The organism is Laedolimicola intestinihominis, from assembly GCF_040096155.1.
Classification (GTDB): Bacteria; Bacillota; Clostridia; order Lachnospirales; family Lachnospiraceae; genus Laedolimicola; species Laedolimicola intestinihominis.
The window spans coordinates 217,546-238,771 of the sequence record NZ_JBBMFE010000002.1; the positions used below are offsets into that span (position 1 = coordinate 217,546).

The window sequence follows — 21,226 nt, forward strand, 5'->3', positions numbered from 1 at the left end:
TTCGCTTCTATCATTTGATAATTTTTATTCTGTCGCTTTTAATTTCTCACAGAGTAAGGCTGTATAGCTCTCGCGTCCCTCCGCCGACAGGTGAATCAAATCCTGATAACCTCCAGCTTCCGAAATATCAAAATCCAGCTCCTCCCCGCAGAGAATCGCAAAGCTGCCCTCTCCGGTCCACCCACTTTGCAGCTCCTGCACGATAGAAAGAGCCTCCGCGTATAACTTCTGATAATCCTCATCCGCATACATCCGCTCATACTTGGGCGTCTCCAGAAACCAGAGGTTCAGGCCATAGTCTTCTGCCAGCTCCACGATTTTTCCATAGCCCTCGGCCTGGGTGCGGTTCACGCCGTCCCGGCTTCCCAGGGTTCCCAGAGCATAGAGCTCTTCTCTTGTCCTGCCCTGCTGGCGAATCAGACTGCCGCCGTCCCGGAACTGGGACGACACAATCTTATTGTTCAGAGGATAGGTCAGAAGCTGCTCGTTGTTGGCCGTCACAAAGAACTCATAGAAGTCCCCGAAGCTCACGTCGGTGCTGTTTCTCATCAGCCGCCAGGCCTTTGCCTTGAACTTCAGATCTGTGTCCAGCAAAATCTTGGTGTCGCTGATCCAGGGATCGGCTGCCGCTGTGTAGGGATACAGATCGATGTACAGATTTTTTACCTGCAGCCCCTGCTCCAGCATATACTGCAGCTCCAGGGCCATCAGCGCCGGCTGGTTGCCATTATAAGACAGGATGTAGCTGCTGCCGGGAAGCTCCGCCTCCAGCACATCGATATCCAGGCCCTGCCGGAACATGGACGAACCGATGAAGAGGTTATCCACACGTTCTTTCCGGATGGCTGCCTGCATGCCGTAGGTAGATGCCGGAAGACAGCGGGCGTATTCATTTTTAATTAAAATCAGGATCAGCGCTATTATGAAGGCAACTGCCACGGTCTTTAATACTCGTTTCATAAATAAATATTCTCACTTATCCTATAAAATTTATCCACTTTTCAATTATAAAAAGGTGGACAGATACTTTCCTATCTATTTTTCAATTCTCTATTAGAAATTCGCGTACAAAAATCCCGACGCCCCGAACACTCCGAACAGCACCACGCTCACCAGCATCACGGCCAGCCACGCACTACTCAGCACCATGCCCTCGCGCTTCTCCTTCTTCCCATACACCTGCCCTCTCTCATAGAGGAATAACAGGAACAGAAAGCCACAGGCAGTCAGGAAATAGGCGGCGCAGGTATTATCCCCGGTGAAGGGCAGAATAGAATTCTGGATGTCCACATAGGACAGGGAAAAGCAGGTAACTGCATGCGTGAGGAACCCCAGTGCCTTTCCGAAGCTCTCAGCCCGGAAGAAGACCCAGGCTAAGGTTACGCCGCAGAAGGTAATCAGTGTCTCAAGCACCCTGCGCGCCAGAGGCACGCTCTCCTCTTTCTTTGTGCTTATGATATTCCACAGGCCATGCATCCCGCCCCAGATCACAAAGCTCCAGTTCGCTCCGTGCCAGAGACCGCTGACCAGAAAGGTCGCCAGCACATTTAGCCGGTGGCGCACAGGGCTTACCCGGTTGCCGCCCAACGGAATGTAGATATAATCCTTAAGCCAGCCGGACAGGGAAATATGCCACCGGCTCCAGAACTCCTTGATGCCCCGGGAAAAATAGGGACAGTCAAAGTTTTGACCGCTGTCAATTCCCAGCACATTTGCCATACCGATGGCGATATCTGAGTACCCCGAAAAATCGCAGTACAGCTGGAATGAATAAAAGAACGCCGCCATCACACAGGCCAGTCCCGGATAACTCTCCGGCGCGCCAAAGACCGCGTCCACGTACCCCGCCAGCCGGTTCGCAATTACGATTTTCTTAAACAGTCCCAGCACTATTCGCTGAAGTCCCACGGAAAACAGCTCCGCATGGTATGTGGGTCCCTCATGAAGCTGTTCGATAAAATGCTCCGACCGCTCAATCGGTCCCGACAGAATCTGCGGAAAAAACAGGATGTACGTCAGATAAGCGCCGCAGCCCTCCAGGCCGCGCTCCGCACCCCGTTTTCCCAGATAAATATCCGCCAAAAAGCTTATCATTTTAAAGGTATAATAGGAGATCCCCATTGGCACCGCCAGACTTAGAACCGGCGCGCTTCCGCCCAGTCCCGCCAGTGCCAGCAGTGCCGCCACCGAACCCACAAAAAAATTGAAATATTTATACACAAAAAGAACGCCCAGTATCGGCAGAATTCCCGCCCACAGCCAGACCTTCTTTTTTTCTTTCGTCTCCGCCTGTTCGATTTTTGCCCCGGCATAGAAGCTCCAGAGTGCGCTTCCGCCGGACAATACCAGCATCCACGGACCGGCACTCACATAGAAAAGCATGCTTGCCAGAAGCAGCAGCCACTGCCGGAACCGCCTTGGAACCAGGTAGTAGACTGCCGCCACGCCAACTAAAAATGCCAGGGTCAACATAATATTTGAAACCATTCTATTCTCCTATAGGGGAATGTTACTCGCCCTTCACAGCCGCGCGATAAAGATCCACGCCCACATTCGTAAGCATCGCCAGCAGCAGTACAGAAAATACCACCATCGGCAGCTTCGTCTCGCCGTTGATGGCGTACGCGTAAGCACTGTAGGACACAATCAGATGCAGCATCGGCAGATAAAACCGCTTCGGCCAGCGCATGAAGTAGATGAGCGCCGCCACATCCGCCGTATACCCGGCCCAGGCCGGCATATAGGGCGCAAAATAAGGCACTAGAATCGCTGCAAACAGGAAGATGCGAAGCACCATGTCCTTCGTTACCTTCACCTTTTTATCAGCAAACCAGTAAATTCCAGTTAAAAACATACCAGCGAGAATCAGCAGGGATACCTTATCGTAAAGCTCCACAAAGGCATTTTTCCCGATAATCTCGTAGAAATTCGGCCACCCCCGATTCAAGGACACCGGATAGGCCACGTCAAGCGTCATCCACCAGGAACGGACGCGGAACACCGCGATCAGAAGCCCCGCCAGGATGCTTCCGGTTCCAAGCAGCGCATTTCCCCGACTGTAGAGATAGAGACCCAGGAAAAACAGAATCACATAATAAATACAGTTAATATTCCACAGGGAGCCGTTCGCCACCGCCGTGGGATAAATCGCCAAAATTGCGTAGGTCAGGAAAGCCCGCAGCCGGCTTCCCGTATAACTGTGTACAATCGCGCCGCACAGAACCGCCAGCGCAAATTCCAGCACAACCGCACAGAGCTTCCATGTGTCGGTCGGCGTATATTCGATGACCGTGGAGCGGAGCGCCAGTCCTGTACCGGTAATACATACTGCCAGCAGCAGATCCAGAAAGGTAAAGGTCACGCCGCGCACATTCCATTTTCTGGAAATGAAGTTTCTCAAAAATTCATCCATCACGCGGCCTCCTTCTTCACAGTCTCTTGTTCCATAGGGATCTGGTTCTCCGGATTCCGCATATAATGCCAGATATCCAGGCCCACCAGGACGAGCAGCCCAAGCTCTGCAATGGCCCACACGCCGTAGTAAATGGTCGGCTCGTCGGAACCCAGATGGCTTAAGTAAGCCATATAGGAATTGAAGGACACCAGAATCTGCACCAATGGGAAATAGAATTTCTTCGTATTCATCATGGCATAGATAATCGCCAGAATATCCGCCACACAGCCGTACCGCTCATGCATGTGCGGCAGGAACCAGGGCGTCAGAATCGCGAAAAACAGCGCCATCTGCACGATGAATTCATTGGTAATCCGGTAGCGCTTCTGAGCCATGGCATACAGGATGACCATCAGGATACCAAGAATCAGCCACGTGCCCGCCGAAGTGTATTCAAGCAAAAAGAACTGATTTCCGATGATCTGATAGATATTCGGCCATTTGATGGACAGGGACCAGACATCCTGGGCTCCCTGGGCCATGTAGATATTGATCAGATCCATCAGTGGCCGTCCCGCAATCCAGGCCGGCACGATACTTAAGAAATACAGCGCCGGGATCCACAGAAAATGTTTCAGATCCACCTTTTTATTCACCCACAGAATCACCAGGAACGGGAAAATAAACAGGGACTGGAGTTTAAACACAAAGGCCATCCCGTAGAAAAACATGGCTTTGCAGGGGCGGTCCTCAAACAGGTAATAAAAGCACAGCAGCAAAAAGGTCATAAAAATAATGTCGCACTGGGCCCACAGGGCGCTGTTGGCCCAGATGGTGGGCACAACGAGAAACAGGCCGTAGGACAGGATGCCTTTGCGCTTGCTTCTGGTAACCTTCCAAATCATTTTTCCCAGAATGCCCGCCGCCACAAAGTCCAACACACAGTGCAGGCCCTTATAGGCCGTCATCGGGTTGATGGGCAGCCTGCTGATGGCCCAGAGAATATAAACGAAGGTCGGTGTATAATCATAGCGATCCGTAGCCAGATAGGAAAATCCCATCTCCTTCAAATCAGAAATCCACGGATCCCAGTACATCAGCCAGTCGTCTGTAATCACCACACGCAGGATGACACGGATACCCAGGCCAATCAGCGTCAGAGCCGCCAGATAGCACAGATCCATCCGGTTCAGCCCACGCTTTTTCAAAAAGCTGTTCATAAAACTCTCCTAATTATTTATCCAGTACAGTCTCAATAATATACTTGGGGCGCGCCTTGGTTTCCAGGTAAATTTTTCCAATATATTCACCCACAATACCGATAGCCAGAAGCTGCAGGCCGCCGATGGCCCAGATAGACACAATGGTGCTGGTCCAGCCGTGTACGGTTCTGCCCATGAAATGCACCACCAGGAAATAAATCAGCATAATCAGGCTGATGGCAAAAATCAGGAAACCACAGGTGGTAATCATACGGATCGGCTTGATGCTGAAGGAAGTGATCCCATCGGTGGCAAAAGCAAGCATCTTCTTCAGCGGATACTTGGACTCGCCCGCGAAACGTTCATGACGCTCGTAGGTGACGATGTCCGACTTGTACCCAATGAGTGGCACGATACCGCGCAGGAACAGATTTACCTCGCGAAACTCAGACAATCCTTCCAGGGCGCGCTTGCTCATAAGACGGTAATCTGCATGGTTAAATACGATTTCCACGCCCATAGCCTGCATGATCTTATAAAAGCCCTCGGCAGTAAATTTCTTAAAGAAGGTGTCCGTATCCCGGGCGCTTCTGACGCCGTATACCACGTCATTTCCCTCATAATACTTCTCCACCATCTTGTCAATGACGTCCACATCGTCCTGCAGATCGGCGTCCAGGGAAATGGCCATATCCGCCTTTTCCTTCGCCGTCATCAGGCCGGCCAGAAGCGCGTTCTGATGACCCTTATTTCTGGACAGCTTCACACCGGAATATATGGGGTTAGACTCATGTAACTCCCGGATAATTTCCCAGGTCTTATCCCTGGAGCCATCATTTACAAACATGATTTTGCTCTCCCGGGAAATCATGCCCCGATCGAACATGGAATTCATTTTCACCAGAAGCTGCTTCGCGGTCTCATGCAGTACAGCCTCCTCGTTATAGCAGGGAATTACCAGATATAAAATATCATTTCCTGTCATCAGATTTCTCTCCTTCTCTTATGTGCAAATGTTATTTCGCCAGCAGTTCCTTCATGTACACTTCAATAGCGTCCTGCCAGGAAGCGAAGGAGAAATCGGTGGTCAGCTTCAGCATATAGTTCTCCAGAATGGAGTATGCGGGCCGGTCTGCGGAGTTCGGGAAGCGGCGCTTGTACTCCTCTGAGGTAATCGGCTCGATCTCAGTCCTGCTGCCTGCCAGGCGAAGTACGGTAGCCGCAAACTCGGCCCAGTTGGTGTCGCCCTCGCAGGTACCGTGGAACAGACCGTAATTGTCGGTCGGAAGCAGATATTTGATAGCCTTGGCCAGCTCTACCGCGCTGGTGGGGGTTCCCACCTGATCCATGACTACGCCGATCTTATCGTTATTTTCCGCCAGCTTCAGCATGGTCTTTGCGAAGTTGTGACCGTCGCCGTACAGCCATGCGGTACGGATGATAAAGTACTGATTTGCGAAATCTTTTACGAAATTCTCGCCTGCCAGCTTGGTTGCGCCGTACATGCTCTTGGGGCTTACTGAGTCAAACTCCGTCAGTGGATGGGCGGATACATCCCCCGGAAATACATAGTCGGTAGAGATATGCATGAGCTTTGCTCCGGTATCTGCTGCCGCGATAGCCAGGTTGCGGGCTCCGATGGCGTTGATCTTATACGCCAGATCCTGCTCCACCTCGCACTTGTCCACATTGGTGTAAGCCGCGCAGTTGATGATAGCGTAGGGCTTTACCTCTCTGGCAAGCTCCAGTACCTTATCCACCTTGGTGATATCCAGCTCTGCCACATCGGTATTTACCAGTTCATACTCGGTACTGCCTGCATACTGCTGATTCACTGCCCGTCCCAGCTGTCCGTTGCATCCTGTCACAATAATCTTTTTCATTTTTTTTCTCCTATTCTGCTGATTCAGCGTCTTCTGTATTGTCTGCGTTTTCTGTATCCTCAGTCTGAGCGTCGCTATTCTCCCCAGACGATTCTTCCTCTTCTACATGCTTTATCATGTAATCCTTATGATAATAATCGCACATGGCCAGATTCCGGCTGTCGTCCGGATCCGGCGTCAGTGTGCCGAAATAAAGCAGCTCCGGACGGTAGGTAACCTCTTCTACTACAACCTCTTTGACATCCGGATCGTGATAAAGCTTCTCACGCATGCGGATTTCCTTGTCGTATACCTGTGCCTCTCCATATACCATGGATTTCAACGCCGTCGCAAAGGTAATTTCTTCCAGATCGTTTACAATGTTAAGCTTCCACATTCCCACGACCACACAGCATACGCCTGCCACGCCCAGCAGTACCGGAGTGGCTTTCCGCAGCAGCTCCTGTACCTCCTGCGCGCATTTCTCATACTGCCGTCTGAGCCATCCGGCATAGTAAATGGCGTTGGACGCGTAGAACAGAATCACACCGTAGAAGCAGATATTATAGTAACGGCCGCCGGAGATAAAACGCACGGCGAAGATGGCCGGAACCCACATAACCACCACCAGGCTGTAGCTTACCAGGGTAAACATCAGCGGGCACCGGAAGGAAAACTTCGTATTCTTCAGCTGCCACAGCATCACCAGGAACAGAGCGAAAATCACCAGCACAATCACCACATTGGTGGCCTCGTTAAACATATAGTCCAGAGACTTGGTATAGGACTTGTAAATAGCCTCCATCGGGGTACGGGGCTGGAAATTGGACTGGCGGCGATAGTTGCCCGGAGCCAATACATTCAGGAAAAAGGCCGGAAGGTATACGATAAACAGGGAACCCAGCTGAATCCGAAGCTTCTTCGGATACCGCTTTTTTTCCACGATCGCGTCCAGGAACAGCAGGAACATCAATACCGCTGTCAGCAGCGCGTTGGGATACATGCCGCCGCCCAGCAGGATCAGGATCAGAATCATTCCCACCATACGTTTTGCGGAAATCTGCTTTTTATGCATACCGTCGGCAATCAGCCCCATCAGAATCAGCAGCATGGAGAAAAATCCTGTATATCCCACGCTTCCAATCCACCAGTAAAAGGCTTCCAGTCCCACCGGGACATACTGGATGCAGAGCGTCAGTACCACCACAGACACGCTGACAGCCACAGCTCTCGACATACCTAAGATTCGGTGCAGCATGACATCGATAAAATAAGTAAAACCAATCACCATGACGCCCACCAGAATAAAGGTCTGGATGAAGGTCAGGCGTTCAGAGATAATCGAGGGCCGCAGGGCTCCAATCACCGCAAAGCTGTAGGTTCCCTGCCACTCATGCCACAGGTTCTCCGCTCTCTGCACCGCCGCCCGCAGCACTGCCGGAATCACAGCCAGTCCGGAATTCTCCTCCAGGGCATGGCGGGTCAGAATACCATAGTTAAAATCGTCCATAACCGGATGGTTGAAGAAGCTCAATGCCAGAATCGGAAGCAGGCTCAGTACAAAGCAGCATACCAGAAACTTCGCCATATTCTTTTCGTCTTTCATCCAGTTTACATACTTTTCCCAGAGATTTCTGGTAATCTCGTATATTGTTTCCACGTTTCTAATTCTCCTTTTCTTTCAGTTCGTCCGCCCGCTCCTTTTCCTCCAGAGCCAGCTCCTGGGTCAGGTCCTTTACCTTATTTTCCAGGGTAGACAGCTCAATGGTCATCATAAACAGCTTCAGCAGCAGAATGAAGATGAACACCATAAACACGAAGTTTACCGGCAGCTGCATACCCAGAAGTCTCGTAAACAGGGTCACAAGCCACGGGAACAGGCTGATGATAACCAGCACGCCCGCAAAGACAATCCAGAAGATCGCATATTCGATCTGCAGCTTGGACTGACGGATTTTCTTCAAAATATAATAGGTGCTGAGGAGTGATACCACAATCAGCACAATGCGAAATACCGGTGTCATGAAACCTTCACCTCCCTGCGCTTCCGGAAGTTCTGAATCAGCAGAATCGACAGAAGCATCCGTAACATATACATCATAGATTTGGTCAGGTTCAGATAGCTCTCGCCTGCGATCCGCTCATCCATCTCCACCTGAACCTCGGCGATGGTGGCGCCCTGCTTCAGAAGATAGGATACCGTATCCGGCTCCGGGCCGTAGTTCATATTCAGGGCGAATTCCGCTATCATTTTCTTATTGAACATCCGCATGCCCGAAGTGGGATCCTTGACCCTGCGGCCGGTGGTCAGCTTCATGGCCATGGAAATCAGGTTGCTGCCCAGCATCCGTAAGGAATGGGGCTTCTTCTCGGTCACAAACCGGGAACCGATGACGATATCGTAGCCCTCCTGAATCTTGTCCAGCATGGGGCCGATAAATTCCGGACGGTGCTGTCCGTCCGCGTCAAACTGGATGGCGTAATCGTAGCCATTCCGATAGGCGTATTTGAGACCCGTCTGGAAGGCTCCGGCCAGCCCTAAGTTCACCGGCAGATCCACCAGCTCATAGCCGTTCTTCCGGCAGATTTTTGCCGTGCTGTCGGAGGATCCGTCGTTGATGACGATATAGTCATACATCGGGTAATTATTTTTCAGGTTTTCCACCACGCGCACAATGTTTTCTTCTTCATTGTAGGCGGGGATGATGACCAGACATTTCATCTGTGTGTCTCCTTATGTTTTATAGATCGTCCAGGCATGCAGCTCGATGCCGCTTCGCATGCCTTAGTGTATGTCACATTTTACATCTTTTTTATAAACTGTGCAAGTACACGAAGCGTTCTGCACAAATCCATGAACCACGCGAACCGCACGCCATTCTCGCGAAGCGCCCGATGCCCCTCTTTCATTCCGGCCAGATACGCTCCCAGACTGTTCGTACTGGTGCCGCCGTGGGACATGTAAATCAACACCTCCGGCAAGTAAGATAACTTCACTTTCTTATTCTTCAGAATCCGGATCATAAACTCATAATCCGCGGAAATCCGGTAATCGGTCTTATAAAGGCCGTATTTGTCATACACACTTTTCTTCAGATACAGGGTCGGATGACCGGGCATCCAGCCGCAGCGGATATTACCCTGGCCCTGGTGCCAGTAGCGCACCACCTTGTCGCCCTCCATATAATAGAGGTCGCCGTGTACGCCGTCCGTGCCCTCCTTTTCCATGATGGCCACCATCTTACTGATGACGTCCGGGCCTGCATATTGGTCGAAGCAGCAGCCTAAGATATCGCCGGTGGACAGTCGGATTCCCTTGTTGATGGCGTCATAGATTCCCTTGTCCTTCTCGGAAATCCATTTCAGCCGATCGCCGAAATATGCCTCTGCCTCCGCAATGACCTCCCGGGTGCCATCGGTGGAACCGCCGTCCACGATGACATACTCGATATTGTCATAATCCTGCTTCTTCACCTGGGCAATGATTTTTTTCAGATTTTCTTTATCATTATAGGTCGTCGTAATGATCGAAACCTTTGGATTTTCCATAATTTTACTCCTCGTGTAATAGCTTCGCGTACAGCTTCAGATAATCCTGAAACCGCTCGTTCTTATCATAATGAGACGCTTTTGCAAGACAGGCCTCCCGCTTATCCGGCTCTGACCGCATGGCCTTCACCGCCGCCTCCAAGGCTTCCACATCCCCCTTAGGAACCACCTTACCGCAGCTTTCGTCCACAGACTCCACGCTTCCTCCGGTGGCAAAGGTAATAACCGGGGTTCCGCAGGCCAGGGCCTCCAGATTCGTCGTGGGGAAGGTATCCTCCAGGGTGGTATTCACATAGGCGTCTGCCATGGAATAGTACTCCGCCAGTTCTTCCATGCTGTTGGTACGCATAACTCCGTGAATCTTCGGGTGCAGCTTTTTCATCTTCCGCTTCGATAAACCGATTAAAATAATCTGATAGTCATCGGGCAGCCGATCCGCCAGCTGTTCAAAATAAGCATAACCCTTCCGTTCCTCCCACATACTTGCCACGCCCAGAAGAATGTATTTTCCCTCGAAGCCCAGTTTCCTGCGGAGTCCCTGATCCACCGGATGAAATTTATCCAGGGCGATCCCGTTGGGAATCACCTGCACCGGATACTCTCCCAGATAGGACTCTTTTGCGTAGCCTGCCAGCCACCGGGAGGGGGTCACCACCGTCAGGGAAGGCACGCCGGTAAAGGCTGCCTTTTTTCTCTGGTAATTGGAGGCTGTATTGTCCTTAAATAACGCATAGGGATAGACGCTACGGTACTGGGGGCAGCTTCCGCAGCCTGTCTTCCATTTCATACAGCCGATATAATCAAAATGGGCGCAATGTCCCGTAAAGCTCCAGCAGTCATGGAGCGTCCAGACTACCGGCTTCCCGGCCTGCTTCAGATACCAAAACAGCTGCTCCACGTCCAGGTAAAAGCCGTGGATATTGTGGAGATGAATGATATCCGGATCATATTCCTTGATCTTTTCTATCAGTCTGCCCGTCTGCTTTTTGGAAGCAAAGCCGTGCTCCCCCCGGAAAAAGGTATGAAGCACATGGAAGCCCATGTCCAGGTCCGTTCCGAATTTATACGTGGGGATTCCCTCCGGCCCGGTCCGGCGGCCAAAGGCCACCATTCCCTCGTCTCCCTGTTCCTCCAGGGCATGTACGATATCCACCGTGATACGGCCCACGCTTCCGCTTCCGCAGATGGTATTAATCTGTAATACTTTCAAAATGATACTCCTTATACTAACTCACAGTCCCATACGTCCACGCCGCTGTCCTGGAACACGCTGCGGATCCGCTCCCGGAGCTGCTCCTTCGTGCAGCCCTTTTTCAGAATGGCCTGCAGGAAGCCGCCTCCGCCGGCGCCGCAGATCATCCGGGCTTCTAATAGCTCCTCGCAGCTTAGGAAAATCTGATCGATACAGGTATTGGTGCTGCCGCCGTCCAGACGTCTGGACAGTTCCCAGTGCCGTTCCAGAAGCTCTGCGAACCCGTCGACATTACCCTTTTCCAGTTCAAACTTCATCAGAACCGCCACCTGCTGAATCTCATAAAGCACCTGCAGGGAATTGGGATTGGAGCCGATATAGCCGCCGACCACCTCCCGGAGCAGATTCCGGGCAAGTCTGCGCTGCCCCGTATAAATCAGTACAAACCGGTCCTTCAGCTCCTGAAGCGCCTCCTCCGGAATCTGAAGATGTTGGACTTCGATATTCTGCATCAGCCCCGGCCTGGTCGTCACCAGCTTGATACCGTCGGTGAGGCCGCCCACCTGATCCTGCCAGCCGCCGCCGGTGCTCATGAGCTGCTCCATGCAGAGCACATGAGTATATAATTCATTTTCAGTCACTTTTTTCCCGATGTATTCGAAAATAGCTTTCACACAGGCACCCGCCAGGATACTGCTGGTGCCAAGACCGGAACCTCTGGGAATTCCCATAACCGCTGTGGACAGGTACAGACCGCCGCCAAGCTTACCAAGAAGCTCCTTAAGCGTTGTCTCCCGGTTCAGGGGCACGATGCCGCAGGCCAGAAGCGCAGCTTTGTGAAGGGCATAGGTATCAAAGGGATCCCGGCAGCTCTGCAATGCCTTCACATCCGTAAATTCATCGTAAGCACCTGAATCGGTACTTGCCAGCGCAATACAGGGCTTGTCTATCTTTTTCACGGTCACAATCACCGGCAGAATACCGTTCAGCTTCGCCGCCGCATTGAGCACTGTGCCGCCATGCTCGTTGCAGTAAGGCGGCGTATCGGACCAGCCGCCGCCGAAATTCACACGGATGGGCAGCTCCACCTTCACTTCATCCTTTGTGATGTGGTATGGCTCCTCCGCCGGGGTCTTGCCGATGCTGGCCTCATATAAGCTGTCGCAGAGGTAGCGGAAACACTGATTTTCCAAATCCTCGCTGACCTGACCGGTCGTCATTTTCGATAAATAATAGTAAATACGCATGCGGATACTGAAGTCCGACTGCTCCGCAATGTCACGCAGCTTCTCCACCTGGGAAGCCGTCACACCCTGCTCGCCAAAAACCGTCCTGGTTTCTTCGATGCTTTTGCGCTCCTCCAGCATCAGTAAAAATCTGGCAATTCTCACTCTTGTACCAAGCTTCGCCTGCCATGCGGTAATTTCCTTTACGTCAGCCTGCTCAAAGCTCTCCTGCAGGCTCAGACGTTTCTGGCTGCAATACCAGATAAGCGTCGCCGCGTCCGCCGTGCCATCCGCAATAGCCAGAATTCTCATGGCTGCTGCCACAGCTTCCTCGATAGTTTCACACACCGGATAAAGCTTCGCGGTCCAGAGGTAATGAGTACCTTCCGCATTTTCCCAGAGGTCTTCCGGCTGCATGCCTGCATTTACCAGAAACTCCGGCAAGGTACCGTTCAGGAAGGCTCCGCCATCCTCCAGCGTCACCTTCGGGTTATCCTGCACGCCATAGACGCGCACCACAAAGCAGCCGTCCTTCTGCTTTAATCCATGCAGTGCCGTATTTTCCGGGATCTTCTCCCCCCGCAGGGTCACCGCAGAAATCACGCAGACTTCTCCCACCTGGCTGCCGTCGTAGATATAACTGTCTTCTATATAGGAAGATTCCGCAATCTTCGTATTTCTCTCGATATAGCTGTTGCTGCAGGCGTTGGCGTCCTCCGACTCCTCCACACCCAGAACCTGTCGCTTCCAGTCCAGGAACTCATAGTTGTCGATGTCCTCCGTCACCAGCTTCAGCAGCTCATGGGTCGTTCCAAAATGGATAAACTGAGCCGGAGACAGGCACAAAAGCTTCAGAGAATAGGGATGCAGGACCTCCCAAATCTCTTTCCTGCAGGCTAAAAGCTCCGGGCAGAATTCACCCTCCGGCTTCTCTTTTAAAAATTGCTCAAAAGTGGATCGGGACGCCAGCGGGTACAGGAAATCCCCATAAAAGCTGATGCGCGCCCGCTCGTTGACAAAGCGGTCATATTTCTCCGGAACGATTTTTCCGTTTTCGCCAATCAGGGAGAACAGGCTTTCCAGAAGATCGCAGTCCAGCATAATGGCTCCGGTATCCAGATCCACCGCATTTTGACTGTTCACCGCGCCAAGCTCCCGCAGATGCTCCACGCTCTGCTTGTGCAGGAAGTTAGCCACGTAACCGCTCTCGTCACCCAGGAATACGCCGTGATCCTTTCCCGTATCCACGTCCTCCTTGATGGAAATGGCCGCTGCTCCGTGGAATGTAAAATCAATCTGCAGCGGGTTAAATAAAAGCAGCACATCACCGGAGAGCACCAGCATGCCCTCTCTGAACCGGGACGGCATACCCGCCATTCCGATCATAAATTCGTCAAACAGGGTGGAACGCCGTCCGTCCGGCAGTTCCCTGGGTACCGGTGAAAATAATTTTCCACAGGCCGAATACTGGGGCACCCGCTTGGAGTCACCGCCGGAATGAATCACCAGGATTCGTTTTCCCCTGAAAAAGTCCGCGCCCTCGCCCTGCTCGCTTAAATATTTCATCACATGGAAGGTGGCTCCGCCGCTGCCTACCCGCTTGCCGTCCGGATCGGGCAGCACCCGGTAGATGGTCTCCTTCGGCAGTCTTCCCGCTTCCAGTCTGGCGTCAATCTGCGTCTGGTAAGCGTCAGCCTGCTCCTTATTGGAGGCGGTCAGAATCACATAGTCCCAGTGAATAAAATATTTCCTGGTCAGAGATTTTTCGTATTCCTCCCAGGCGTCCTGATAGCTCTGTCGTAAAAACAGATTCTTAATTTTCTGTGGTTTCATAAGTTCTCCCTTGTGTGCATTCGGGCAGAATGCTATAATATCCGCGTTACCTATTACAATCGATATAAAAATGAAAGGCAACCGTAGCTGCTTCCGTCGCATGACCTGTCCGTAGCTACGGCAGGGTATACTATGTTAATAATACAACCTTCCGGCGGTTTATGCAATAGGATGCGCGTGATAAATTCCGCAATGAAGCTTGCGAAGCGCAGAAAGGAAAAGCTGGTCATCCTCTGGTATCTGAATCCGGAACTGAACGCCGCCTTTGAGGATCTGTTTCAGCCAATCCTTGAGCCGGATATCACACTCATCAACATCCATTCCCTGAAGGATCCCAGGAAGCTCTATTACCAGCTTTCCGCAGGCCAGCGCTTCGGCGACGACGATATCCGCAATAACAAGACGGATGACCGCCTGAACGACGACTTTTATCGGGCATTGAAAAAGCGGGTCTATATCTTCACCTGCGAGCGCTTTGATCCGACGAAGGACTATTCCCTCTTTGTGCCCACCGACACGCTTCAGAAGCGTGTGGACACATTTACCAGAGACTTTGCGCCCCGCTGTGTAGGCGTCCATATCCGCCGCACCGACAATGCGGTTTCCATGGGAAAGAGCACCACGGAACAGTTTATTGCCGAGATGGAAAAGGAGCTGACAGCGCACCCGGAGACCCGGTTCTTCCTGGCCACCGACGACCAGAGCGAGGAAGAGCTGCTTCGCAGCCGGTTCCCGGGAAAAATCATCAGCAATCAATCCCGAACCATCGACCGCAATTCCGTGGCCGGCATGCACGACGCTCTTCTGGATCTCTATTGCCTGGCCGCCAGCGACAAGATTATCGGCAGCTACTGGAGCTCCTTTACGGACACAGCTGCGGATATGCATGGCATTGAAAAAATCATCGCAGGCGAGTAGCCCGCGACCTGTATCACCAGACATCTAAGGAGATTTTATGACTCGAAAATGGATTTATCCGGTGCTTCTGACCGGTCTTTTTGCACTGCTTATACGTCTGTCGCTCCCTGCAGGCTGCGTTTACGGCTCCACCACCGACTGGCTGAGCCAGCACACTGCCCTGGCGGAGACCATCCGTACCGCCATGCTGGAACAGAAGACGCTTCTGCCCACATACCTTTCTCTGGGCGGCGGCAGCAATGGCTTTCAGTTTTCTTATTACGGGTATCTCAGACCGGACATCCTGCTCGGGTGCCTGCTGCCCGCAGTTTCTATGTACAAAATCGTCATTGCCTATGCACTGGGCGGCTATCTTTTAAGCGTCCTGCTCTTTTATCTGCTGCTCCGGCGGCATAACCTGTCCGGCTTTGACTCTTTTATGGGAAGCGTCCTCTTTCTGACTGCTTCCTGTTTTTTCCATACACACCGGCAGCTGATGTTCGTGAATTACATGCCGTTCCTGCTGCTGGCCCTGCTGGCGGTAAAAAAGAGCCCCCGGCGGATGCCGGCCCTGCTGCCGCTGTGGATGCTGCTCATCTGCCTCCACAGCTTCTACTATGCACCGGCCTGCTTCGTGGTCATCGGCTGGTACTGGGCCTGGCTGTCCGGTAAATATTTTTTCCGCCCCTGGTTCGTATCCTGCGCTCTGGGCGGCTTCATGGCCTTCGCCCTGCTTCTGCCCACCGGCCTGTCCATTCTGGAACACCGGCGCGCTTCGACCTCAGGCGACGCGGGACTGGCCACCTTTTTTGAAGATTTCCAATCCCTGCTTTACAGCTCCTACGGGCTGGGCGTGACCCTTATCGTCCTGTATCTGGTAATACTGGGCGTCGCCATCCGAAAATACCGGGCTATCAGCCTGACTTTTCTTCTGCTGTTCCTCTGGGGCGGTATTTCCTATTTATTAAACGCGACCCTTTATGCCCGGGCGAAGATTCTGATGCCCTTTCTGCCGCTTTTGCTGCTCCACTGTGCGCTGATTCTGTCGGATCTGAAAAATGGGCGGGAACGCTGGCAGCTCTGGCCGTTCCCATTGCTCTTTGCCGTCATTTTCCGCTACCTGCATAAGAGCTACTGGACGCTGGTGCTGACGGATTTCATCTTTCTGCTGGCTGTAGTGCTGCTGGCTATGGCGGTCAGCGAGGAGCGGGCGGAGGCTTCCGAGGGCGTCACGTCTATGCCGGGCTCCAGGCTTCGCTACCTGCTGTCACGCTTTGCGTTCCTCTGTCTTCTGATTATACCCTGCCTCTTTTTCCTGCGCTCGGCTTCGAAGGAAGAATTTGTCACCCAGGCCGATATGGACGCCGCCCTCGACAAACCGGCGCTGGCCCTGTATACGGACTCCCTGTACCGCTACGATTCACTGGTTCACCCGTTAGTCAATGGCAACCGGGAGGCCTCATCGGTCCGCAGCAAAAGCTCCATGTACTCGTCGGTCTACAGCAACGAATATTCTCAGGTGTACTACGACTACCTGAAAACGCCGGTGCAGATCAACAACCGACTGGCCATCCTTACCGCCAACAACCCGTTTTTGCTGAACTTCATGGGCGTCCGCTATCTGGAGACCAGCCCGTCCCATGTGCCTGCGGGCTACCGGGTGCTCTGGGAAGACGGCAAAACCGCAGTTTCGGAAAATACGTCTGTATTGCCGACAGCCTATCTGACCACCGACACCATGACCGATACCCTGTTCAACCGGATTAAAGGCTGGGAACAGGCCGAAGCCCTGACCCGTACCACTGTAATTCCGGAGTCCGAAGCTGACGCTTCCACCATTTCCGGAAAGGTTTCTACCAAAAATGCTGATGGCTGGCACACAGAAATCCGCTATTATCAACCTCTGTGGTCTTCAAAAGAGATTCCGGCCACAGTACAGCTCACCACCACGGGAGACATAAAGAACCGTTCCTACGATCTGAAGGTCAGCCGGGACAGCACCGTCACCCTGACCTTCAAGCAGCCCATCCAGAAGCAGCTCCTGCTTCTGAAATTCGATGTGGTCAACCACACCGGAAAGGCTGTCACCATCACCATCAACGGCGTGAAAAATAAGCTGTCTGCCCCCAGCGCTGCCTATCCCAACGGAAATGAAGCCTTCCAGTATCAGTTCCTGGCTTCCGCCGAGAAGGAACTTACAAAATTAAAAATCAAGCTGCCCAAAGGACATTACACCCTGAGAAATATCCGGTTCGGTCTTCTGGACGCTTCGGTCTTTCAGGAAAAAAGCTGGAATTCTGTGGAATCACTGGATACAGAGAAAAACGAAATCCTCGCCTGCCGCGCTTCGACAGACGAGGATACCTGGTTCGTTACTTCCATTCCCATGCAGAAGGGAATGACGCTTTTCGTGGACGGTGAAAAGACTGATCTGGTCACCGTCAATACCGCCTTTGCGGGCGCAAGGCTGACTGCCGGAGAGCATGAGATCCGGCTGTGCTTCGATCCGCCCGGCATGAAGGCCGGGATTTGGATCAGTATGCTGGCTGGAATTGTGTGGCTCAGCCTTCTTATCTTCCAGCACTTTCATGCAAATAAAGAGCGGCACTAAGCGCTGCTCCGGAAGCTCCCTCTTCCTGCAAATCTGTCAGGATGAGCGGAGCTTTAAACATATCAGAAATAGCTTTTTGTAAAAACAGATTCTTTCTCAGCCCATTTCCGGAACCATTGATTACTCTGGCTTCCAGTCCTGTTCCCTCATGAATCACCTGATATAGCTCATAATATTCCCGCGCGATTCCCTGAATCACACCCAATGTAAGATTTTCCGGCAGAAAATTATTCTCACTGATCCCCTCTATATGACCGCGCAATTCCGGATAGGTCCGCGTTCCCTGGAACAGCGTTGTCACCCGGAAACCATCCGCATCCGCAGCTGCTTTCCCGGCAAGCTCTGCCATCATAGCATAGCAGGAGCATTCTTCTACTCCCAGAGCCTCCGCGCAGCTTCGAAAGAATTTTTCCAGACATGCATAAGCCCTTCCCGCGCAGAGGATAGCGCCTGTCAGAATCCAGGCTCCATGCAAAAACGGTCTGGCTTCTATTCCCTCTGTTTCAAAATGCTCATGGGAAAGTACGGAAAGCTGTCCACCCGTTCCCACATTCAGCTGCCATACCTGTTCCTGCATTCCTACGGAACCGAGAAAACTGGCCTGATTATCTCCAAGGGCCACAGTCACCGGAATTCCCTGATAGCTTCCCACTGCTTCCATCTCATTCGCCGTATCCGGAAGGATAGCCGGATCCATTTCTGCCAGACGAATCTTATCCTCGCAAAAGCAACGTTGCTTTGTATCATAAAAACCTATACTGGCTGCATTAGATGCATGTACCAACGGCTTCTTTCGGCCCGTCAGCTTCATAGCGAAATAATCTGAAATGGTTCCCATGGAAACCGCGCTCTCCGGTACCTGTTTCTTCCTGCTCTGGTAGAAATGAGTCACCAGTCCAAATCCGGTAGCCGCAGGAATCCCACAATTTTTTCGAATCCAAGAAGCCGCCGTCTCTCCGTCAAACTCCCGCTGATCGCCTCTTCCATCCTCCCATGTATACAAAGGACTCACAGCCCGTCCTTCCCGGTCTGTATACACGATACCATGCATCTGCCCGGTCAGGCCAATGGCCTCCGTCTCCGGATATGCCGCCAGAAGCTCATCCAGCACTGCCTTAGCCTTATCTGTCAGCTTTTCCGCATCCTGAATCCGTTCCCAGTCTGCGCCCTTTAAAAAGCTTCCGTTGGCAATGGTTCTGGATGTCAAAAGCTTCTGTCCGCCATGTCCGTCTGTCTCCAGCACCACTGCACTGACGGTCGTCGTTCCGATATCAATTCCTATTACCTTCATTTATCTCTTTCTCTGCCCTTTCCCGGCTATTTAAAACTGATTCTTAACGCAAAATACAAGGGGATAGTTCCCCTCGTATTTTGCGTCTGTATCATTGACACTTTTGATTATTTCAGATACTGATCCACATTTTCGGATGTTACAAGCACAAACGGAATATCTGTCTTAAACATCTCTACACCATCGGTATTACCTGTAAGCAGCGCACGTGTAATGGTATTGATTGCGTAATCACACTGTCCGATACCATCCTGATATACGGTTGCGCCAAGTGTTCCCTCTTTTACCATGGTAAGCGGTCCTTCGTTACCATCTACACCGATACATACGATATCGCTTCTGTTTACCGAGTTGCAATACGCCTGAACTGCAGAAGACATGTCATCATTATCACATACGATAGCAGTCAGCTTATCACCATACTGAGTAATCGCATCTGTGGCAAATCCTACCGCTTTCTCTGCCAGCCACTCTGCTGCATAATCTCCGCCATTTGTCCAGCCCTTATCTGCCGTCATAGTCTTTTCAATACCGGCGCCTCTCTGAATCTGAGCGGAACTTCCTACCACACCCATCATATGTACATAAGTCCCTGCTCCCGGAACCTTTTCGTTGATATAATCGCCCATCATCTCGCCTGCCAGCTCATCATCGGAACCAGCGTAACCTGTTGCCTTTTCCATCGTAGACTCTGTGGTAGAATTGATAACTACACAGGGGAAGCCTTCTTCCGCGCAACGCAAAACAACCGGGTCAGATCCTGCCGCCTCACAAGGCTGCAGAAGGAAGAAATTAAAACCATTATTGATTGCGTCTTCCAGTTCGCTCACCTGAATAGCCGGGTCTGTTGTCGCATCAAAGAGCTGCCATCCTGTAATCAATCCTTCTTCCTTCAGCTTATCAAGCTGCTCTCCCACATAGCCATTCATACCTACATGAAATGCATCTACTACATTCTTTGCCATATAAGCAATCTTTATATCGCCAGATGTAGCTGTCGTTGCTTCTGTGTCCGTCGTCGTACTTTCAGTCGCAGCCGCATCTGCCGCCGGCTCTTCTGTCTTGCCTCCACATCCTGCCAGCATTCCAACTGCCATAGCTACTGTCATAATCATTGCCAATACTTTCTTTTTCATTGTAAAACCCTCCTTGTTTTTTTTATCTTTACTGCACCCCGCAGCAAATCTTCTCCCTATCTTCTCTTGTTCATCGCCTTATCCAGCAACACTGCCAGGACAATCAACACACCCTTACATACTGTCTGCCAGTAGGATTCGACACCCAGTAGGTTCATACCGTTGTAAATAAGACCAATGATGACAATACCCACAACTGTTCCCGGAATAGTCGATACGCCTCCCGCAAAAGATGTTCCACCAATTACACAGGCCGCAATGGCGTCTGTTTCGTATCCGGTACCAATATTCGGCTGGGATGCATTGATCTTCGCTGTCATAATCAGAGCCGCCACACCGGTAAAAATTCCGGAAATAACATAAGTCCATACGGTAACCCAATACACATTCACACCAGAGGCAATTGCCGCGTCGCGATTGCCTCCAATCGCATAGACATAACGGCCAAATTTGGTCCAATGCATTAATATGTAAGCAATAACCGCCAGTACCAGAAGAATCAGCGCCGGAATTGGCACAACTCCAAACACCTTACCGAGTCCGATTTTAGTAAATGCGGATACCGCTACCGGGAAAGAGGCTCCGCCGCTTAAGGCTGTCGCCAGTCCCCGGATCACCAACTGCATGGCCAGAGTCGCTACAAACGGAAATAAATCAAACTGCGCAATCATCAATCCCGTAACAACTCCCATCACTGCGCATGTAACCAATGCAGTCACACAGGCCAATGGTATGCTATGCGTTGACTTCAAAACCAAGCCTGCTACTACAGACCCCCAGGCCAGAAGCGCTCCTACTGTCAGGTCGATACCACCTGCCGTAATAACAATACACATTCCAAGCGCAATACAGCCATTAATGGAAATGGTGGAAAGCACATTTAAAATATTGTTATAAGACAAAAAATTCTCTGTTATTACTGTAAGCAGAAGAATCATGCCAATCATGACAAATACAATTCCGTACCGCTTGATAAAGAGCTGTCTCTGATAACTCTTATCGTTGCTGATTTTACCTGTACTCAAACCCTTCT

Annotated in this window: 17 protein-coding genes; 2 read left to right on the forward strand and 15 right to left on the reverse strand. The window is 51.6% G+C overall.

What is annotated here, in order from left to right; all coding sequences use genetic code 11:
- Window positions 1-24: 24 nt before the first annotated feature.
- From WMO29_RS03395 to WMO29_RS03450, 12 genes are all read right to left on the reverse strand, one after another.
- Entirely contained in the window at window positions 25-960 is a 936-nt protein-coding gene (locus WMO29_RS03395) for a hypothetical protein (RefSeq protein ID WP_349163769.1), read from the reverse strand.
- Window positions 961-1,053: 93 nt separating this feature from the next.
- Window positions 1,054-2,487 (reverse strand): MBOAT family O-acyltransferase, encoded by a 1,434-nt coding sequence (locus WMO29_RS03400; RefSeq protein WP_178038767.1) that lies wholly within the window; start codon window positions 2,485-2,487, stop codon window positions 1,054-1,056.
- A gap of 22 nt (window positions 2,488-2,509) precedes the next feature.
- Window positions 2,510-3,412, reverse strand: a complete 903-nt coding sequence (locus WMO29_RS03405; RefSeq protein ID WP_349163770.1) for a hypothetical protein — start codon at window positions 3,410-3,412, stop codon at window positions 2,510-2,512.
- Window positions 3,412-4,614 (reverse strand): putative hexosyltransferase, encoded by a 1,203-nt coding sequence (locus WMO29_RS03410; RefSeq protein ID WP_349163771.1) that lies wholly within the window; start codon window positions 4,612-4,614, stop codon window positions 3,412-3,414. The genes WMO29_RS03405 and WMO29_RS03410 overlap by 1 nt, the downstream gene beginning before the upstream one ends.
- Window positions 4,615-4,627: 13 nt before the next feature.
- Window positions 4,628-5,581 carry a glycosyltransferase gene (locus WMO29_RS03415; protein WP_178038764.1) on the reverse strand — a complete coding sequence of 318 codons (954 nt, stop codon included), beginning with the start codon at window positions 5,579-5,581 and terminating at the stop codon, window positions 4,628-4,630.
- 31 nt (window positions 5,582-5,612) lie between these two features.
- Window positions 5,613-6,479: a dTDP-4-dehydrorhamnose reductase gene (rfbD, locus tag WMO29_RS03420; protein WP_178038763.1), complete on the reverse strand. Its 867-nt coding sequence runs from the start codon at window positions 6,477-6,479 to the stop codon at window positions 5,613-5,615.
- Window positions 6,480-6,489: 10 nt separating this feature from the next.
- Window positions 6,490-8,118, reverse strand: a complete 1,629-nt coding sequence (locus tag WMO29_RS03425) for a DUF6056 family protein (RefSeq protein ID WP_349163772.1) — start codon at window positions 8,116-8,118, stop codon at window positions 6,490-6,492.
- A 4-nt stretch (window positions 8,119-8,122) separates the two neighbouring features.
- Window positions 8,123-8,482, reverse strand: coding sequence for a DUF2304 family protein (locus WMO29_RS03430; RefSeq protein WP_178038761.1), 360 nt, complete (start codon window positions 8,480-8,482; stop codon window positions 8,123-8,125).
- Window positions 8,479-9,180 (reverse strand): glycosyltransferase, encoded by a 702-nt coding sequence (locus WMO29_RS03435; RefSeq protein ID WP_178038760.1) that lies wholly within the window; start codon window positions 9,178-9,180, stop codon window positions 8,479-8,481. Before WMO29_RS03435 ends, WMO29_RS03430 begins: the two co-directional genes overlap by 4 nt.
- A gap of 80 nt (window positions 9,181-9,260) precedes the next feature.
- Window positions 9,261-10,007: a glycosyltransferase family 2 protein gene (locus tag WMO29_RS03440; protein WP_349163773.1), complete on the reverse strand. Its 747-nt coding sequence runs from the start codon at window positions 10,005-10,007 to the stop codon at window positions 9,261-9,263.
- A 4-nt stretch (window positions 10,008-10,011) separates the two neighbouring features.
- Window positions 10,012-11,217 carry a glycosyltransferase gene (locus WMO29_RS03445; RefSeq protein ID WP_349163774.1) on the reverse strand — a complete coding sequence of 402 codons (1,206 nt, stop codon included), beginning with the start codon at window positions 11,215-11,217 and terminating at the stop codon, window positions 10,012-10,014.
- Between the two features lie 11 nt (window positions 11,218-11,228).
- Complete coding sequence (locus tag WMO29_RS03450; protein WP_349163776.1) at window positions 11,229-14,258, reverse strand: fucose pyrophosphorylase domain-containing protein; 3,030 nt, start codon at window positions 14,256-14,258, stop codon at window positions 11,229-11,231.
- 177 nt (window positions 14,259-14,435) lie between these two features.
- On the opposite strand from WMO29_RS03450, the gene WMO29_RS03455 reads away from it, so the two are divergent.
- Both WMO29_RS03455 and WMO29_RS03460 read left to right on the forward strand, forming a co-directional pair.
- Window positions 14,436-15,176 (forward strand): O-fucosyltransferase family protein, encoded by a 741-nt coding sequence (locus WMO29_RS03455; protein ID WP_349163777.1) that lies wholly within the window; start codon window positions 14,436-14,438, stop codon window positions 15,174-15,176.
- Window positions 15,177-15,213: 37 nt separating this feature from the next.
- Complete coding sequence (locus WMO29_RS03460; RefSeq protein ID WP_349163778.1) at window positions 15,214-17,766, forward strand: YfhO family protein; 2,553 nt, start codon at window positions 15,214-15,216, stop codon at window positions 17,764-17,766.
- Here the strand turns inward: WMO29_RS03460 and WMO29_RS03465 are convergent.
- The 3 genes from WMO29_RS03465 to WMO29_RS03475 all read right to left on the reverse strand — a co-directional run bounded on the left by WMO29_RS03465 (window position 17,726) and on the right by WMO29_RS03475 (window position 21,218).
- Window positions 17,726-19,057, reverse strand: coding sequence for a sedoheptulokinase (locus tag WMO29_RS03465; protein WP_349163779.1), 1,332 nt, complete (start codon window positions 19,055-19,057; stop codon window positions 17,726-17,728). The genes WMO29_RS03460 and WMO29_RS03465 overlap by 41 nt on opposite strands.
- A 107-nt stretch (window positions 19,058-19,164) precedes the next feature.
- A complete protein-coding gene (locus tag WMO29_RS03470) occupies window positions 19,165-20,193 on the reverse strand; it encodes a substrate-binding domain-containing protein (RefSeq protein ID WP_349163781.1) in 1,029 nt (342 codons plus the stop codon).
- A 56-nt stretch (window positions 20,194-20,249) separates the two neighbouring features.
- Window positions 20,250-21,218: an ABC transporter permease gene (locus WMO29_RS03475; protein ID WP_349163782.1), complete on the reverse strand. Its 969-nt coding sequence runs from the start codon at window positions 21,216-21,218 to the stop codon at window positions 20,250-20,252.
- Between the last annotated feature and the right edge of the window lie 8 nt (window positions 21,219-21,226).

Excerpts from the sequence above, each read along its gene's own strand:
- WMO29_RS03395 (WP_349163769.1), bottom strand. The coding sequence starts at position 960 with ATGAAACGAGTATTAAAGACCGTGGCAGTTGCCTTCATAATAGCGCTG.
- WMO29_RS03400 (WP_178038767.1), bottom strand. The coding sequence starts at position 2,487 with ATGGTTTCAAATATTATGTTGACCCTGGCATTTTTAGTTGGCGTGGCG.
- WMO29_RS03405 (WP_349163770.1), bottom strand. The coding sequence starts at position 3,412 with ATGGATGAATTTTTGAGAAACTTCATTTCCAGAAAATGGAATGTGCGC.
- WMO29_RS03410 (WP_349163771.1), bottom strand. The coding sequence starts at position 4,614 with ATGAACAGCTTTTTGAAAAAGCGTGGGCTGAACCGGATGGATCTGTGC.
- WMO29_RS03415 (WP_178038764.1), bottom strand. The coding sequence starts at position 5,581 with ATGACAGGAAATGATATTTTATATCTGGTAATTCCCTGCTATAACGAG.
- rfbD (WP_178038763.1), bottom strand. The coding sequence starts at position 6,479 with ATGAAAAAGATTATTGTGACAGGATGCAACGGACAGCTGGGACGGGCA.
- WMO29_RS03430 (WP_178038761.1), bottom strand. The coding sequence starts at position 8,482 with ATGACACCGGTATTTCGCATTGTGCTGATTGTGGTATCACTCCTCAGC.
- WMO29_RS03435 (WP_178038760.1), bottom strand. The coding sequence starts at position 9,180 with ATGAAATGTCTGGTCATCATCCCCGCCTACAATGAAGAAGAAAACATT.
- WMO29_RS03440 (WP_349163773.1), bottom strand. The coding sequence starts at position 10,007 with ATGGAAAATCCAAAGGTTTCGATCATTACGACGACCTATAATGATAAA.
- WMO29_RS03450 (WP_349163776.1), bottom strand. The coding sequence starts at position 14,258 with ATGAAACCACAGAAAATTAAGAATCTGTTTTTACGACAGAGCTATCAG.
- WMO29_RS03460 (WP_349163778.1), top strand. The coding sequence starts at position 15,214 with ATGACTCGAAAATGGATTTATCCGGTGCTTCTGACCGGTCTTTTTGCA.
- WMO29_RS03465 (WP_349163779.1), bottom strand. The coding sequence starts at position 19,057 with ATGAAGGTAATAGGAATTGATATCGGAACGACGACCGTCAGTGCAGTG.
- WMO29_RS03470 (WP_349163781.1), bottom strand. The coding sequence starts at position 20,193 with ATGAAAAAGAAAGTATTGGCAATGATTATGACAGTAGCTATGGCAGTT.